The organism is Paenibacillus pabuli NBRC 13638 (assembly GCF_001514495.1).
GTDB classification, from domain to species: domain Bacteria; phylum Bacillota; class Bacilli; order Paenibacillales; family Paenibacillaceae; genus Paenibacillus; species Paenibacillus pabuli.
Window position 1 is genome coordinate 148,106 of record NZ_BCNM01000003.1, and the last position, 15,819, is coordinate 163,924.

Here is a 15,819-nt window from a genome sequence, read left to right on the forward strand (position 1 = left end):
TTTTGGGCGTTTATGCCTTTTACTGCATATAAAAAAATACCGCCACTACCCTTTAGGGAAGAGTGGCGGTATTTTCATGCCGACAAATGATCAAGTTCATCAAAGTTATGACATATGCCTAGTGAACAGACCTAGGGCGTCTAAGGCTCAATCCCCCAGACCAGATTATCTCCTTGGTAGAGAGTCACCTTGCTCCAGTCCTGATAGGATGTTTTGGTTGGATCGTAGGAATAATCATTGGATTCATCAAAGTTGCTCCAGTCCGTTTTGTACATGCGGAGCTGGATATCCCCGGATTGTCCGCCTGCCTGAATCGAACCAGCTCCAGAAGTGAAGCTCAGCTCCACATACGTATCGGTGAACGTGCGCTGGATGTTGGCGCCGCCTACCTGAGCCCAGTCAATGGCAGAGTCCATCGCTGCCGTGCCTTCTTTGGAGAAGTAATAACGAATCTTCAGATCACTCAGATTTACAGCTGTATTGCCGACATTTTTGATATTGAAATACGGCTTGATCTGACTGTCTTCCGCATTGGTATCTCCCGCCCGATACTGCAAGACCAGATCACTCGTCGGAACAACGACGCTTTGCGGTGTAGCGGAAGCTGCCGCAGAATTGGCACTTTCCCCAGCAGCGTTCACGGCACTAACGACATAATGATAGGTTGTTCCGTTGGTCAGACCTGTGTTCGTATATGAGGTGCCACTCACGCCCGCAGCAACCGTTGTGAATGGTCCTGCGGCCGTCGTTGCCCGCTTCACATTATAACTAGTTGCTCCTGTGGAAGCTGTCCAGCTCAAGGAAACCTGTGCGTTTCCTGCTGCAGCTGTCAGCGCAGTTGGTGCGGCAGGAGCAGTCACGCCTGCAACCGGCACAGCACTTTTTACTGTCGAGTTAGTACTTTCACCGATGGCATTCACGGCACTGACCACATAATAGTAGGTTGTCCCGTTGGTCAATCCTGTATTGGCATACGATGTGCCGCTTACGCCCGCAGCAATCGTAGTAAATGGGCCCGATGCACTCAACGCCCGTTTCACGTTGTAACTGGTCGCACCTGCAGAAGCTGTCCAGCTCAGGGAAACCTGTGCATTGCCTGCTGTCGCAGCCAATGTTGCCGGAGCCGCTGGAGCTGTCGTTCCCTCGCCTGGGCCACCCCCGTTGCTGGCAGGCAGAATCGGGAATGCGTTTTGTACCAGCATGACGAATTGATCGTGGAACCAGTGGCCTGACACGGGTGCATTAGGCAGAGCGCCAGTCAATACACCGTCACGAGTCGTAAACGTTGGATCACACATCCGGTCGAAGCCTTTGCCTTCGTTGTTCGGAATTTCGGAGCTGGAGCCATCGGACTCACCTGGAGGCTTGACCCATACATATGCATCCAGATGGGCAGGTCCTGGTGCTGCCTTAGGGGCTTCACCTATGCCTGCTCCACTGGCGTTGCACCAGTTCCCCCGATGCTCCCGGCGGTCGACACGCCCGGAATTCACATAGGAATTAATATCACTGCCCGCAGCGGTCGTCGGGCGATTGACGCCTCCCCAGCCATTTCGGCTCGTGTCGATCAGGAAACCTGTGCTGGTTGGCCAGCCTGCCTGAACAAAATCGGTATACAGCGCAGCTGTGAAATCGGTTTCGTCAAAATAAGGGTTCCACTCATAGAACTTGGCAGACTTAATCGGTTGTCCACCGATATTCAGATCCGGGTTAGACAGATTCGGTTCTCCCAGCGGTGTAGTGTTCGCTGTATTTGTAATGAAGCCATCCGCACTGTTCAGACCCGCGGCTGTTCCTTGCACAACGCTTGTATACAGCGCGACTGCACCCGCACGGTTGTTATCCCATCCGAGCCAGCCGGAGTGGCCGATATCCAGATAATTGTACACATTCGGAATGGCGTGCAGCTTGTCCAATGCATACTTTACACCCGCTTCATAGATCCCTGTCGAACTGGCTTGACCACAAGCTGGTGTACTTAGATTGGTTACCAAATTGGGCAGACTGTCTGGCTCAATGATCGCCACAATGCGAATATCCTGATACTTCGGATCTGCAAAGATGTCCGCGATCACATCAATATAATCCGTTTTATACGTCTGCAGAGCAGCTTGTGTCAGCGGCAATTCACCGTTGGATGCCAATGCATGACAGTCCCGGCCGGGCAAATTGTATATAACAAATGAAGCAGTAATCGGTGTGCCGGCTTTCTTTTGAGCAAGTGCAGCATCCAGGTGCTCCTCAATACTCTTGCGTCCGGCATTGTTCGCCCCGCCATTAATGGCATCAATACGGTCAATCCAGACTGCTGTAGGGTAAGATTTGACCGTTTGCATCTTGGCCTTTAACGACGCATCACTGGTGAGCGCAATGGACGTATCCACGAGTGCCGAATAATCCTGATTTAAATACGATGTAGCTCCGACAAATGGATTATCCACATGTGCTTCGGCCGCCTGAGTCACGCCTGGAGCCATGCCTGGGAAAATTCCTGCCGCAAGCAGTGTGGCTGCCAGCATCTGTTTTACACCTTTACGGAGGGCCTTTTTGCCGCTCGATCTGGTTTTCACTTTGGTCATTAGGGTTCCACCTTTCCTGTGGTTGGATTGGGATATACTCATGTCTGATCCTCTGTGTCAGCAAGATGCTATGCACGGTAGAGAACATATGGATGAGTGGTGAACGCCTCACCTCCAGTTGGAATGGATTTGGTTTGCAATATAAGGAACGGCAGCACGAATAACTTGCGTTAAAGACTTGTATGCTAACTTGCATTGAGAGCAGAACATCAAGAGTTTAAACCTAAAGATGGATGACTGAATATGCGGATCATTTCCTTGTGAGGGGTACAGCGTGTGTAGGGATGTGAGGGTGATCATGGGTGCATGAGCTTTTCGAAACATTATGCCGGGCTTTTCAAGGAAAACGCTTTCTTTTTAAGTTTTAAAAAAAAGCTTACCCTCGACATAACATGTACATCGTGTGTTCACCTCCTTTTCACTGATTATACGTTATGAATATATTACTGTAAATTGAATTATTTAAAATAATTTATATAAAATTCCATAATTCAGGCAGGAATGTAGAGAATCTCCTTCCCATGCGAGCAAATAGGCTCATTATGGCTATTTGCCACAATGAACCTTGTTCTTGTGAAGAAAGTCGCTGAGTCCAATTCTACTCAAGTGAATGAATGCCCTCGAAGTAAAGGACCCTGAACGTTCCTTTTAGGGGAGAACCACAATATCCCCCGGTTTTAATCCACGAAGCACTTCCGTCTTGTCTCCTGACTCCATACCTGTTTGGATGGTCTTTTGCTCCGTCTCTCCGTTTCCTTTGCTTAATAAAACATAGGGTTCTCCTTGATCTCGCATAATGGCCAAGCTGGATACGACAATAGCCTTGTCCTTGCGTGCCGTTTCGATGTCCCCTTCCAGACTGACGCCCCCATACATTCTGGAGTCTGGCTTCAGATCAATCACAACATCAAACTGCGAAGCCTCCTTGAGGTTCGTTTCCGACGCACCTTTACGTGCAAATTTGGATACAATACTCACCTTTCCCGTAAAAGGTGTCTCCTTCTGTGCTGTCATTCGCACCTGGACAGGCATACCCGCCTTAAGCTTGAACATTTCATCTTCTCCGACGATCGTCATAAATTTCAGTTTGCCCATATTGATAATGTTTCCGACTAACTGTCCTTCGGTTACCATTCGTGTTTTGCTGTCTGGATCATTCATTTGAAAAATACCGGAAGCGGGAGCATAAACCACTCCCTTACTCATGATGTCCTGCTTCTTCTGCAGTTCCTTTTCCTTGATTGCCAAGCTCTTCTTATTCAGCTCGTTAGTCAAAATCCTGCCCTCCCGATCCGCAAAGGCCTTTTTGCGTTCCTCCTCCGTTACACCCAGCGGCGCGCTCATATCGGCCTGATCAAGGGTGACCTGATTGACCTCCAATTCAATTCTCGCCTTCGCCAGATCACTCTCCAATTGATCTATTTCGGTTTGCAAAGCCGAAGTATCGAGTGTGAACAGGACATCACCCTTGCTTACCTGCTCCCCATTTTTCACATTCCATTTCTGAATGTTGGAGGCATATGGCGCGATGATATCCGTCTGATCGGTATATACTGATTTTCCCTTAACCTGAATCGTTTGTGTCATGGTTTCCTGCGTTACATCAAAGGTAATCTGCGGTGGAACCTCCACTGGTTCAGCAGGCTTGGGTTTATACTTCTCATATAGCCAATAACTCGCACCTAATATGAGCACAACGGTCATGATGATTTTGATCCATTTCTTCATGCAGCCATTTTCCTTTCACTGATAAGGTTCACATTGACTTGATGACACTTAGAGCATTTGTTCTGGATGCGCTGATCGCCGGATAGATCCCCGATACAATGCCTACCAGAACAGCAAACATGATGCCGAGCGGCAAGACTGATTGCTGAATGACTACGGTGAGCGGTCCATTTTGCTGATCTGCCATCTGGCTCGCGAGCAATTGGTTTACCCCTCCAAGGGCTGCATACGCAATCCCCACACCAGCCACGCCGCCCATGAATCCAAGCATTGCTGCTTCCGTAATAAACATCTGGCGAATCTGCCACAGATTCGCTCCCAGCACCTTCATGACACCAATCTGTTTGCGCCGCTGATGTGTAGACATGATCATCGCCACAATAATGGACAATGAGGCCAGCAGCATGATAAAGCCACCTATGCCCAATGCCGCTTTTTGGTACATAGCCAGCTGGCCTGACATTGCCTCTTCTTGAAACAGATTGCTTTGTGTATTCAACGTCAGCTTTTTGATCTGCTCCTCCACCTGTGCGACATATCGTTTATCCTCAACTTTGACCAGTGCTGAATTCAAATGTTTGGTCGCAGTACCGTCTGCCTGTTGTAACCCAAGCTCATTCTGGAGAGCACGCGCCGTATCAAGTGGTACGTATACCCTCTTTTCACCCTGGGCACTCATATCGTCCATGTTGGAGGGCTTCGTCAGTTCACCAGACACCCGAACCGATCCACTCATCTTCGTTTTTCTTCCATCCGAGTAGTCCTCATAGCGAAATTGAACACGCTGCTGCATAAGCTGCTCCTGTATGGAAGTCATGTCTATATACTGTTGCAAAAGCTCATTGTTATAGGGATCAGCATTCAGCTGCTCGAATAACTTCTGGGTGACTTTGGGATCCATAAATCCAAATGTCGACCCGTAATTCGCCACCGCAATCCGGCCGTCTCCGGCACCACTTCCTTGTGCATAACGGTATCCGAATCCGCTCAGCGTATCCAGCTCAGTACCGATAACTTCCACATAGGAACTGCGTCCGTCCGGAAGCACCATATCGAGTGCATCCAGCTTCAGCATGGGGGCCACCGCAACAACATGGGGAAGTCTTTGGATAATCCGAATCTTTTCCAAAGTCAGCGCACCACGTTCAAACTTCGAGGTCTGACCGCTTCCGCTGCTACCGTTGCCGGTACGAATGCCTTCATTGGGCGAAATCGTAATTTCATCCATCTTGTAATTGTCATTCAATGTTTTCTCGCTGTATGTCTGTACGGACTGCCCTATACTAAGTGCAATGATCATGGCGGCAGAGCCGATGGACAGACCCATCATGCACAGCAGAGTCACCATTTTCCTGCGAATGATTTGTCCCCAGGCCATACGTATTACATCCCGTATTCTCACATTTCCTCTCCTTTTGTCTCAAACTCCCCTTACGACCTTCCAACCAGCATTCCATGTTGCAGTGTAAGCACGGCCTGCATTTGCTCCGCAACCTCTGCTTCATGTGTCACAATAACAAACGTGGTCTTCAGATCTCTATTAAGCTGCTGCAAGATCGCAATAATCTCCTCCTCGGTCTCTGTATCCAGATTCCCAGTAGGCTCGTCCGCGAAAATAACCGACGGCTCCGTAATGAGTGAACGTGCAATACTCACCCGCTGTTGTTGACCGCCGGACAGCTGGGAAGGGAACAGATTCACCTTATCACCCAGACCGACCTGCTCCAGCAATGGCAGCGCTTTGGACTTTCGCTTCGAGGGGCTTACCCCCATAAACACCAGCGGCAGCTCTACATTTTCCCGAATCGTAAGATTCGACAGCAATTCATAGGATTGAAAAATAAAGCCGATATGGCTGCGCCTGAACTCTGCCAGACGATTTTCGCTGAAACGTACGATATCCTGTCCGGCTATTAAAATTCTGCCCTGATCCGGCTTCATGAGCCCGGCCATCAGATTCAGCAGTGTTGATTTGCCCGAACCTGAGCTGCCAAGCAGGGCGACCATCTGGCCTTTACCAATAGTCAAATTGATATCTTGCAGCACCGGTACAGGTCCCTGTGCATTTCGGAATGAGTGGGATAACTGTTCAACTTGAAGCATTCCTGTATGTCTTCCTTTCCATTTGCTGAATATGTATAAGACTCATAGAGCTCTATCACCTTTTCAGTATAGGGTGAAGTTGTATCCTGGCCGCCCAAGGATGTATCCAAGTTGTAAATTTGCCCACAAAAAACCCCTGTCAGTCACGAAGCTGCGCTTCGGACTGGCAGGGGCACTTTCCCTTGTAAAAAGGGGGATAGGGAGCTGAGTATGAGTGAGAATGATCTACCATGCTTTGAAGCTAAAACGGTATAACTCGCTTTTATCCACGGAACTGCCTACGACAAAAAGTTCATCCTTGTTCCATTTCAATTTGACAAAATTATCGATATTTCTATAAATTACGGTGTCGGACGACAGCTTGCTTCCATTCAGGAATGCAGTATGCACTTCATACTTCTGACCCTCCAGAGATCGAAAATAGGCAATACGGGATTCATCCGCATCCAGATCAAAATTCCAAATGGACCCCTTAACCAGCAGATCAAACTGCTTCTGTTCGGCCCGGTATCGGTACAAGCCCACCACATTATTCAAGTTCCCCTGAATGAGCATATCACCATTTTTCAGCAGCTTGTATTGCTGGATTTCTTTCATTTCCGCATATAACTTGACGTCAGCCTCCGGCGCAAGTGGAACGGCATAGATGGCGTATTTATCGTTCAGCATCACCAGGATATAGACCTGCTTCCGTTGCTGACTGGCCTCAAAATAATCCAAAATAAAGAAGGTTTTATCCTGATTTTTGATATGTCTCATCTCCGTAATCAGGGCCTTCAACTCGTCATAACTGTATATATCCCGTTTGTGGCCTGACTTCATATCGACCAGATTAAGGGCGAGGTCATCCTGGCCTATATAGGTGTCGTTCCCCATAAAAGTTCTGTAGTACGAATTGTCATTGGGCAGTTTGCTGCGCTGTTCGCTTTGAATATCATATTCATATGTGGTCTTCTGGTTCAGCCCCGAACGATACTGGGAGTAGATCAGCTTATCCAGATTCGGGCTCAACGAAATGCCATAATCCGTGTTGCCGGCGATATCCTTGACCTGGTTGTCATCCAGATGCAGCAGAGACAATCGGAGCCCTGAATAGGAACGTTCCGGGCGATTCAATATCATCGTATTCCGGTCAACCATTTCAAAGTCATAGATGGCAAAATCAGTGGTCAGCTTGGTAGCTGACTCGATCTGGATGATATTGCTTTGGGGCGGAGCCAAGCGGCTATTGAACTGTTCACTCGGTAAAATCACCGTTCGGGGCTTGAAACTGCCGATACTGAACAGGCTGCCAATACCGAAGATGCCTCCGACAAATACGATCAACAGGCCTGACAGCATAAAGAAATCGCGGTTTTTACGCCAAAATCCAGGATGTTTCATGCTTTGCTTTCCCCCGGCAGACTGATATTTACTTGTGTCCCTTGATGCATGATACTCTTGATTTCAACAGTTCCCCCATGTTGTTCAACGATATTCTTCACAATAGACAAGCCCAGGCCGGCACTTCCTTTCTCAGTTCTGTTAATGTCTTTATCCCGATAGAAGGGTTCAAACACATGCTCCAGCGCTTTCGGACCAATGCCTTCTCCCTGATCGCGAACAAGGATAGCGATCTGATCTCCCAATCGGAACGACTGAACCTCAATTATCGAGTTGACATAGCCGTATTTAACCGAGTTGTCCAATATATTGAGAAAGACTTCCTTGAGCTTTATCCGATCCCCCTGCAAATATAACTGCTCCTCAAGCTCATAATGAATGCCAATATTGTACTTACTCGCCTTGATGGACATATCCTCGCAAGCTTCACGAATGATCTCCGCAGCATCAATCCACTCAAACCGGTAGGACTGAATCACCGTAGAAGATACGGACACCTCCAGAATATCAGCAACCATCGTGTTCAGGCGGCGGCTCTCATTGATTATATAATTCAACCCTTTATCAAAGAAAGCCTGATCCGTGAATCCATTGTCACGTAAAATCTGGGCGTATCCCAGAATAGTCGTCAGCGGTGTCTTCAATTCGTGGGTTACGTTGTCAAAGAAAACCTTGCTTCTGGCCTGTACCTGCTTCACTTCATCCCGCTCCTGCTCAATCACGTCAATCTGCTCGCGTACCCGATCAATCATGATGGTGAAGCTTGAGGCCAATTCTCCAATCTCGTCCTTTGTCGCAATCTGAATATCTGCGCTGAGACTGCCCTGAGCCACCTCCGCTGAACGTTTCGTGAGCACGCGAATCGGTTTCGTAATTTTCCGGGAGATCAAGATGGAAGCAATAAACACAAACCCAAAGATAATCGCTGCAAATAACTTGATCGTATTCTGAAAACGAAGATTGCGTTTGAACAACTCCGTATAATCCTTCTCCAGTTGAACAATGCCCAGCAGTTGCTGATTGGCCTGAAGAGGGAAGGAAAGACTTGCCCTGACGCGCCCCTGCTTCGTCTGTGTGGAGTACGCGATTCTGGAGTCCATGGCAGCCTTCACATCAGGGTAATCCGAATATAGATTAGCGGTATCCCCGCCTCTGTCAGCTGCGTTGTAAGCAGTCGCATCAGGACGGTAGATGGTGACGACCCCTCCCACTGCGGAACCGATCTGATCGGCGAGTTCGCGATTGCCGGCCTCCAGCGAGACGGTCGTCATCCGTTTATTATGAATCAGGAAATACTGATTGAGGGCAATATCCAGATTCTTTTTCGATTGAACCATGTCCTCATGGACTTCCCGATACATGTTTTCCTCGCCTACTTTGTTGGAAATGATCAGCAGGGCGGAGAAACCAATGAAGATGATCACCGAGAATAGCACGACCATTTTGAACTGAATGGTCCACTTCATGTCTGCACCTGTATATTCAGTTTGTAACCCACGCCGAACACGGTTTCAATGAGTGAAATTCCATGCACACTGCTATCCAGCTTCTTGCGAATGCGCTGCACATGAATATCAACAGTACGGGTATCCCCCGGAAAATCAAAGCCCCACACCTTGTCGAGCAGCTCGGAGCGAGTATGTACTTTGCGGTGGTGTTCCACCAGATACAGCAGCAGTTCATATTCCTTGTTGGTGAGTCCGGCCCGTTCCCCATCCTTCCACACTTCACGCTCATCCTTCCGGATCTCGATGTGTCTACCAAGCCGTACCACTTCATAGGACTGATTTTCCAATGTCTCGCTGATCAGGTCAATACGACGGAAAATGGCACGAATGCGGGCAACCACCTCACGGATGTCAAAGGGCTTCGTAATATAGTCATCCGCCCCAAGCTCCATGCCAAGCACTTTATCTAACATATCGGATTTCGCCGTAATCATGATCACGGGAATCTTTGAATTCACAGATAGCTGTCTGCATACATCGAACCCGCTCATGTCAGGCAGCATCAGATCAAGCAGGATCAAATCCGGTCTGGACTCCCTCAGCAGTTCCAATCCCTCTCTGCCTGTGGCCGCTTCTGTCATCTCAAATCCTTCCTTGCGCAATGAATAGGAAAGGATGTCGCGAATGGACTCTTCATCTTCTATTATCAAAATCTGTTTCGGTCTCATGATGAATCTTAATCTCCCTGCTCTATGAATTTCATCTGCCTATATTTTGTATCCCTGCTCCAGGAATGAACAGAGGTTGACGGAAAATGTTACAACTCCGATACAAGTCTGGCGTCTTTGGAAACATCATCCCGATATACTTGGACCATAGAGAACAAACCAGACCGGACAAGGCCAGATCGGTATCCAAAGGGGACAACATCACGTGAACAAATCAACCATTCATGATGCTTATGTAAACTATAAATCAGAAGTAACACGGTATCTATCTCAAATCGTCAAACATCCACAGGATGCAGAGGACCTCGCGCAAGAGTGCTTCATTCGAATGATGAATGTATCGGCAGACATTCCGGAAGAACGTCTCCTCTACTATCTCAAAAGAATTGCCCGTAACCTCGCCCTGGATACCTTTCGCAAGCGAACCCGTACGTTCAAGCGGGATAGCAAGCTGGAGATGCAGACGTATCACTGTGATACATCCGAATTGGAGATCGATGAAGGGGTCAACGACTTGGTTAGCCACATCCCCAATACGGAACATCGCAAAATTCTTGAATTACGCGTGATTCACGGTTACAGCATCAAAGAAACCGCACAGCTTGTCAACCGCAGTGAAGGCATGATCAAATCCTCGGTATTTCATGCCGTCAATCGCATTCGAGCCAAAGTCATCTCATAGAGATGGCTTTTTGTTATGGGAAGAGACATCCAATGTAAGATATTATCGAAGAAATCTGCCCTGAACTACGACTAATGACTCAATTTTACAAATATCGAGGATATTTTTACATATTGTTATGACTATGTGAGATTTTGGTGTGATAAAATATGGACGAACTCATAAATCAACTAATATTTGGGAGGGATTTGGTTGGGTAAATTGACACGTATGCGAGGAGTATGGTTAAAATCACTCTTGGCATTGTCCATGGCGTTACCGCTTCAGATCGGATTATGGAATGGGAATGCTTCGGTTCATGCGGAAGGGCCGACAGATCCGGCTCCTTACATTCAGGCCAAAGTGGTTAATGGCAATGCAGGCAAGAAAGTCCTGTTCGACAATACTCACGCACAGACAGCCGGAGCAGCTGACTGGGTCATTGACGGAGGTTTCTCGGACTTCGGAAATGCACTCGCAAATGACGGATTTGACGTCAAAGAACTGCGCAAAACCACCCCTTTTACGTATGATGATCTGAAAGATTATAGTGTTTTTGTCATTGCTGAGCCTAACGTTCCATTCAAAACGACAGAGCAGGCAGCCATGAAAGAGTATGTGGAAAAAGGCGGCAGCATTTTCTTCATTGGAGATCACTACAATGCGGACCGTAACAAAAACCGCTGGGATGGTTCCGAAGCGATTAACGGCTATCGTCGTGGTGCGTTCGAAGATCCGGCCAAAGGCATGAGCACAGAGGAACGCAACTCTGAGGCCATGCAGAATGTAACCAGCAGTGACTGGTTGTCCTACAACTTTGGTGTACGCTTCCGTTATAACGCATTAGGCGATATTAATGCGACCAACATTGTGCCTGCTGCCCAGGCATTTGGTATTACTGAAGGTGTTTCAGCTGTAGCCATGCATGCAGGCTCTACCCTCGCAATTACGGATCCAACCAAAGCTAAAGGTATTGTATACCTGCCAAAAACAAATGCAGCTTGGCCGAACGCTGTTGACCAAGGCGTGTACAATGGCGGCGGAGTCGAAGAAGGTCCTTACGTAGCTGTTTCCAAGCTGGGTGCAGGTAAAGCAGCGTTTATCGGGGATTCCTCTCCGGTTGAAGATGCTTCACCAAAGTATCTGCGCGAAGAGACTGGCGCTCGCAAAACAACCTATGACGGTTTCAAAGAAGTCGATGACGGCAAATTGCTGGTCAATACGGTTAACTGGCTTGCTACTCAAGAAAATTACACTAACTTGACTCAAGTGAACGGACTTCAACTGGATAATGCAACAGCATTACTCCCGTTCGAACAACCCGCTGCTTCCACGGAACCACAGGCTGAACCTTGGTCTGCACCAGCTGCCGGATACAAATGGTATGATCGTTCCACGTTCAAAGCAGGTTCTTATGGTGGACCAGCTTCAAGCGCGAACGCTTCCTACAGCTTCGTGAAGCAGGAAACCCTGCCTAATGCGGAGGATTTCCAGATCCGCGTGGTTGTAGAGAACATGCCTGCTAACACAACCGTTTCCGGTTATAGTGCAGGAATCTACCTAACTGGCGGTACACAGGTCGCCATGATTCAGAATGAAAATGGTACATGGCCGACTTCATACGGTTACAGCTCTACATTTAGCGTAACTTCAGATAGCAAGGGTCGTGCCATCAAAGACCTGAATGTTCGCATCAAACCGGGTACAACTGGAGCTGCCAGCTTGCGTCTGCGTCTGAACGGCAGCAACCTGATCACGAATGCTGTTACCGTCGGCAACGTTCCGGCTGAGCAGCTTCCGGAAGAGGAAGGTCCAATCCCGGCAACGATCAGCATTGCGGATGCTCGCACCAAGGCAGCTGGTTCAACGGTTACGGTTGAGGGCGTAGTTACTACAGAGCCAGGTTCTTTTGGTGGACAATCCTTCTATCTTCAGGACACCACCGGAGGCCTCTATGTTTTCCAAAGTACTGGCGGTTTCCACGCTGGAGATGTGGTTAAAGTAACCGCAGCAACAGCGCTGTACAACAGTGAATTTGAACTTACAGATATCGTTGCGATTGAGAAAACAGGTACAGCCTCCATCCCTGCTGCCGTTGAGGTTTCAGCAGTAACGGCTGCAAACCAGGGTCAACTCGTTCATTTGAAAGAAGTAACTGTTCAGAACATCATTAGTGCAACACCCGTAGGTTCGTTTGAATTCGATGCCGTTGCAGCAGACGGAACAAGCACGCATGTACGTGTGGATACACGCACAGGTGTAACGCAAACGTCCTTCCCTTATGCAGCAGGCGATAAAATCAGCGTGACAGGTGTTGCCGCTATTTTCAAAGATGTATTTCAACTGAAGCCTAGAAGCTTGAACGATTTCGTAAAAGTTGAAGAAGGCGGCGAAGAAGGACCTTCTACGCCAGCTGTTGGCGCACCGGGTAAACCGGCCCTTACATCCAACAATGGTTATAGCAACGGTCTGTCCGAAGGATCTTATACAGTTACTATGAACCTCTGGTGGGGTGACAATGGCACAAGCTACAAACTGTATGAAGATGGCGTGCTAATTGACACACAAAAGCTGACAGACGCTACACCAGCGGCGCAATCGGCCCAAACAACGATTAGTGGCAAAGCTAACGGTACGTATACCTATGTAGCTGAGCTGACGAACTCCAAAGGTACAACTCGCAGTGAAGTACTCACGGTACAGGTGGCGAATGCTGCCCCTGGCAAAGCCGTTCTCTCCCAAGATAATTGGGATGGAGACGGAAACTACAAAGTAACCATGAATCTGTGGTGGGGAACCAATGCAACAGAATACCGCCTCTATGAGAATGGTCAACTGATCGATACCAAAGCACTGAACGCAGTAACACCTAATGCCCAAAGCGCTGTGACCGATGTATCCGGTCGCGCGAACGGAACGTACACGTATCGCGCCGAGCTGATCAATGCAGCGGGTGTGACAAGCACTGAAACGATTACGGTACAAGTAACGAAATCCGTATCTCTGCCAGCAGCAAGCTAAGTCTCAGTAAGGAATGCCAACGTTTAACCAAACATAGTAAAAGCGAAGCAAGATCGCCGGGATTCCAGGCAATCTTGCTTCGCTTTTTTTTCGTACCGTAAACACTCTAAATATTAGTTGTGGACTTTATCATACAGAGCATGGAATTTAAGCTTGTTGTTCTCCTTGGCCGCATGACCTAGCTTTCCTTAGGTGTTATTAGCCGGTTGGCATTCACTCACTCGTACCTCCTCCATAAAAATATAAACAAAGCAGGGCTCACCCTCTTTTCCCCCGTGCAGGGCCTTCTTTGGCAATGCGGTATGATCACTTCATGTTGCGGCCTGGCTTATTGCTCGCAATGTCTCTGACAGGTACTCTTGTCGAGGCGCTTTACACACAGATTTCGCCATATGCAAGCATCCTAGCTATCAAGGTGGCATGGCCCCTCCCTGGATTGGTCTTTCACCAACGAGACCATGCGTACCTCGGGCATGCAAAGCAAAAAAAGGGTTCTCTAAGTTTCCGACTCTCTTAGCAGGAAGTAGATACAGTTGTCCTTCACTTGTCAATAAAACGATGGAGGCTCAAAGATCATATTGACTTTATAAAATCGAGTGGATACAATGATACCTTAAGGAAACATTGTTACCATGAATGCACGGTACTTAACTTTCATGAGAGTTGAAAATTACTTCTGAGCAATGGGTAACGGTGTTTCTATATTACAACATAGTGTCGAGAAGGAGAGCAGCACTATGACAATAAGGGGAAATGGGCGCTCGTCACGGGAGCTTCTTCCGGTATTGGAGAGCACAATTCGCGAGACAACCGGCCAAACAAGGCAGCCATTTGGTACTCGTCGCCCGATCGGAGAGCAAGCTTGAGAGTCGGGCATCAGAGCTCAGAAAGATGCATGGCATCAAAGCTGAGGTTATCTTTATGGATCTTTCGAAGGAGGGCGCGCCAAGCGAGTTATATCAGAAATGTCGACTTTATCGCGTTTCATTACACGAAAGCAAGGTCTTCGGCTTGTTGGAAGGATGCTTCGTCCGCGTAAAGGATACAGCAGCAATAATAAGAATCCGGGTAATCAATCTGATCTTACAGGGAGGACAATACGATGAAAGCTATACAACTGACAAACGGCTTCGGCTTAGAGGAATTAACCATGACGGAACTCGACAAACCAACCCCAGGCCCTAAGGAGGTGCTGATCCGCATGAGGGCAGCGTCTCTCAATTACCGGGATCTAATGGTCCTGAGCGGAGTAATGCCGGTCGACATCAAGTTTCCCTTCATTCCATTATCAGACGGAGCGGGAGAAGTTGTCGCCGTAGGCCAAGGAGTAACAAGAATTCACGTTGGGGACCGGGTCGCAGGTAATTTGCAGCAACGATTCTTGGCCGGCAACCCAAGAGCTGAGGTATTAGCAGACAGTCTGGGAGGTCCGTTGAACGGAGTGGCGGCCGAGTATGTCGTTCTGCATGAAGACGGAGTCGTCCCTATTCCCGATCACCTCACTTATGAGGAGGCCTCCACCCTGCCGATCGCGGCATTAACCGCATGGAGCATGCTAATCGAATACGGTGGTTTGCAAGCGGGTGATACTGTGCTGCTGCAGGGAACAGGCGGTGTCTCCATCTTCGGGCTTCAATTCTCGCTTATGACCGGAGCACGAGTTATCATCACGTCGAGCAGCAACGCCAAGCTGGAACGAGCAAAAGCTCTCGGGGCATGGCAAACCATCAACTATTCCGAAGTTCCCGATTGGGATCAGAAGGCGCTCGAGCTGACTGACGGCGGTGTCGATCATGTGCTGGATGTTGGAGGAGCGGCAACAATGGTGAAATCCATCAATGCGCTTCGCACAGGAGGGACATTGAGTATGGTCGGGTTCTTATCGGGCTTGACCATTCCGGAATACGATGTCACCAGCATTTTGCAGAAAGCCGCAACGGTTCGCGGCAGTCAAGTCGGCAACCGGGATCACTTTGAAAAGATGAATCGAGCGATTGCCCATCATCGTTTACATCCCGTCATCGACCGTGTATTCCCTCTAGATCGAATTGGAGAAGCATACACGCTCTTGGCTGAAGGGAAGCAATATTTTGGTAAAATCGTAGTCCAAATCTAAAATCTCTCAAAAATGACATAGGAGGCGCTCTAATACCCAATAAACCAGTTAG

Annotated in this window: 11 protein-coding genes; 4 read left to right on the top strand and 7 right to left on the bottom strand. The window is 48.4% G+C overall.

Annotated features, from left to right (window positions below; all coding sequences use genetic code 11):
* Window positions 1-140: 140 nt before the first annotated feature.
* The 7 genes from PPA03S_RS06125 to PPA03S_RS06155 all read right to left on the bottom strand — a co-directional run bounded on the left by PPA03S_RS06125 (window position 141) and on the right by PPA03S_RS06155 (window position 9,969).
* Window positions 141-2,579, bottom strand: coding sequence for a glycoside hydrolase family 6 protein (locus PPA03S_RS06125; RefSeq protein ID WP_062320898.1), 2,439 nt, complete (start codon window positions 2,577-2,579; stop codon window positions 141-143).
* 648 nt (window positions 2,580-3,227) lie between these two features.
* Window positions 3,228-4,307, bottom strand: a complete 1,080-nt coding sequence (locus PPA03S_RS06130; protein WP_062320900.1) for an efflux RND transporter periplasmic adaptor subunit — start codon at window positions 4,305-4,307, stop codon at window positions 3,228-3,230.
* Window positions 4,308-4,335: 28 nt separating this feature from the next.
* Window positions 4,336-5,685 (bottom strand): ABC transporter permease, encoded by a 1,350-nt coding sequence (locus PPA03S_RS06135; protein WP_062320902.1) that lies wholly within the window; start codon window positions 5,683-5,685, stop codon window positions 4,336-4,338.
* A gap of 53 nt (window positions 5,686-5,738) precedes the next feature.
* Complete coding sequence (locus tag PPA03S_RS06140) at window positions 5,739-6,410, bottom strand: ABC transporter ATP-binding protein (RefSeq protein WP_062320904.1); 672 nt, start codon at window positions 6,408-6,410, stop codon at window positions 5,739-5,741.
* Between the two features lie 225 nt (window positions 6,411-6,635).
* Window positions 6,636-7,793 carry a hypothetical protein gene (locus tag PPA03S_RS06145; RefSeq protein WP_062320905.1) on the bottom strand — a complete coding sequence of 386 codons (1,158 nt, stop codon included), beginning with the start codon at window positions 7,791-7,793 and terminating at the stop codon, window positions 6,636-6,638.
* The gene (locus PPA03S_RS06150) at window positions 7,790-9,259 is read right to left on the bottom strand and encodes a sensor histidine kinase (RefSeq protein WP_062320907.1); all 1,470 of its coding nucleotides are present in this window, start codon (window positions 9,257-9,259) and stop codon (window positions 7,790-7,792) included. Before PPA03S_RS06150 ends, PPA03S_RS06145 begins: the two co-directional genes overlap by 4 nt.
* Entirely contained in the window at window positions 9,256-9,969 is a 714-nt protein-coding gene (locus PPA03S_RS06155) for a response regulator transcription factor (protein ID WP_062320909.1), read from the bottom strand. Before PPA03S_RS06155 ends, PPA03S_RS06150 begins: the two co-directional genes overlap by 4 nt.
* 205 nt (window positions 9,970-10,174) lie before the next feature.
* Here PPA03S_RS06155 and PPA03S_RS06160 point away from each other — a divergent pair, with 205 nt between their 5' ends.
* From PPA03S_RS06160 to PPA03S_RS06170, 4 genes are all read left to right on the top strand, one after another.
* On the top strand, window positions 10,175-10,651 hold the full coding sequence (locus PPA03S_RS06160) for an RNA polymerase sigma factor (protein WP_062320912.1): 477 nt from the start codon (window positions 10,175-10,177) through the stop codon (window positions 10,649-10,651).
* A 192-nt stretch (window positions 10,652-10,843) separates the two neighbouring features.
* Window positions 10,844-13,651 carry a chitinase N-terminal domain-containing protein gene (locus PPA03S_RS06165; RefSeq protein WP_411835225.1) on the top strand — a complete coding sequence of 936 codons (2,808 nt, stop codon included), beginning with the start codon at window positions 10,844-10,846 and terminating at the stop codon, window positions 13,649-13,651.
* Window positions 13,652-14,388: 737 nt separating this feature from the next.
* A complete protein-coding gene (locus PPA03S_RS34195; protein ID WP_281189019.1) occupies window positions 14,389-14,517 on the top strand; it encodes a hypothetical protein in 129 nt (42 codons plus the stop codon).
* 236 nt (window positions 14,518-14,753) lie between these two features.
* Complete coding sequence (locus PPA03S_RS06170; RefSeq protein ID WP_062320914.1) at window positions 14,754-15,767, top strand: zinc-dependent alcohol dehydrogenase family protein; 1,014 nt, start codon at window positions 14,754-14,756, stop codon at window positions 15,765-15,767.
* Window positions 15,768-15,819 lie beyond the last annotated feature (52 nt).

Coding starts and splice junctions, on each gene's coding strand:
- PPA03S_RS06125 (WP_062320898.1), bottom strand. CDS start 2,579: ATGACCAAAGTGAAAACCAGATCGAGCGGCAAAAAGGCCCTCCGTAAA.
- PPA03S_RS06130 (WP_062320900.1), bottom strand. CDS start 4,307: ATGAAGAAATGGATCAAAATCATCATGACCGTTGTGCTCATATTAGGT.
- PPA03S_RS06135 (WP_062320902.1), bottom strand. CDS start 5,685: ATGGCCTGGGGACAAATCATTCGCAGGAAAATGGTGACTCTGCTGTGC.
- PPA03S_RS06140 (WP_062320904.1), bottom strand. CDS start 6,410: ATGCTTCAAGTTGAACAGTTATCCCACTCATTCCGAAATGCACAGGGA.
- PPA03S_RS06145 (WP_062320905.1), bottom strand. CDS start 7,793: ATGAAACATCCTGGATTTTGGCGTAAAAACCGCGATTTCTTTATGCTG.
- PPA03S_RS06150 (WP_062320907.1), bottom strand. CDS start 9,259: ATGAAGTGGACCATTCAGTTCAAAATGGTCGTGCTATTCTCGGTGATC.
- PPA03S_RS06155 (WP_062320909.1), bottom strand. CDS start 9,969: ATGAGACCGAAACAGATTTTGATAATAGAAGATGAAGAGTCCATTCGC.
- PPA03S_RS34195 (WP_281189019.1), top strand. CDS start 14,389: ATGACAATAAGGGGAAATGGGCGCTCGTCACGGGAGCTTCTTCCGGTA.
- PPA03S_RS06170 (WP_062320914.1), top strand. CDS start 14,754: ATGAAAGCTATACAACTGACAAACGGCTTCGGCTTAGAGGAATTAACC.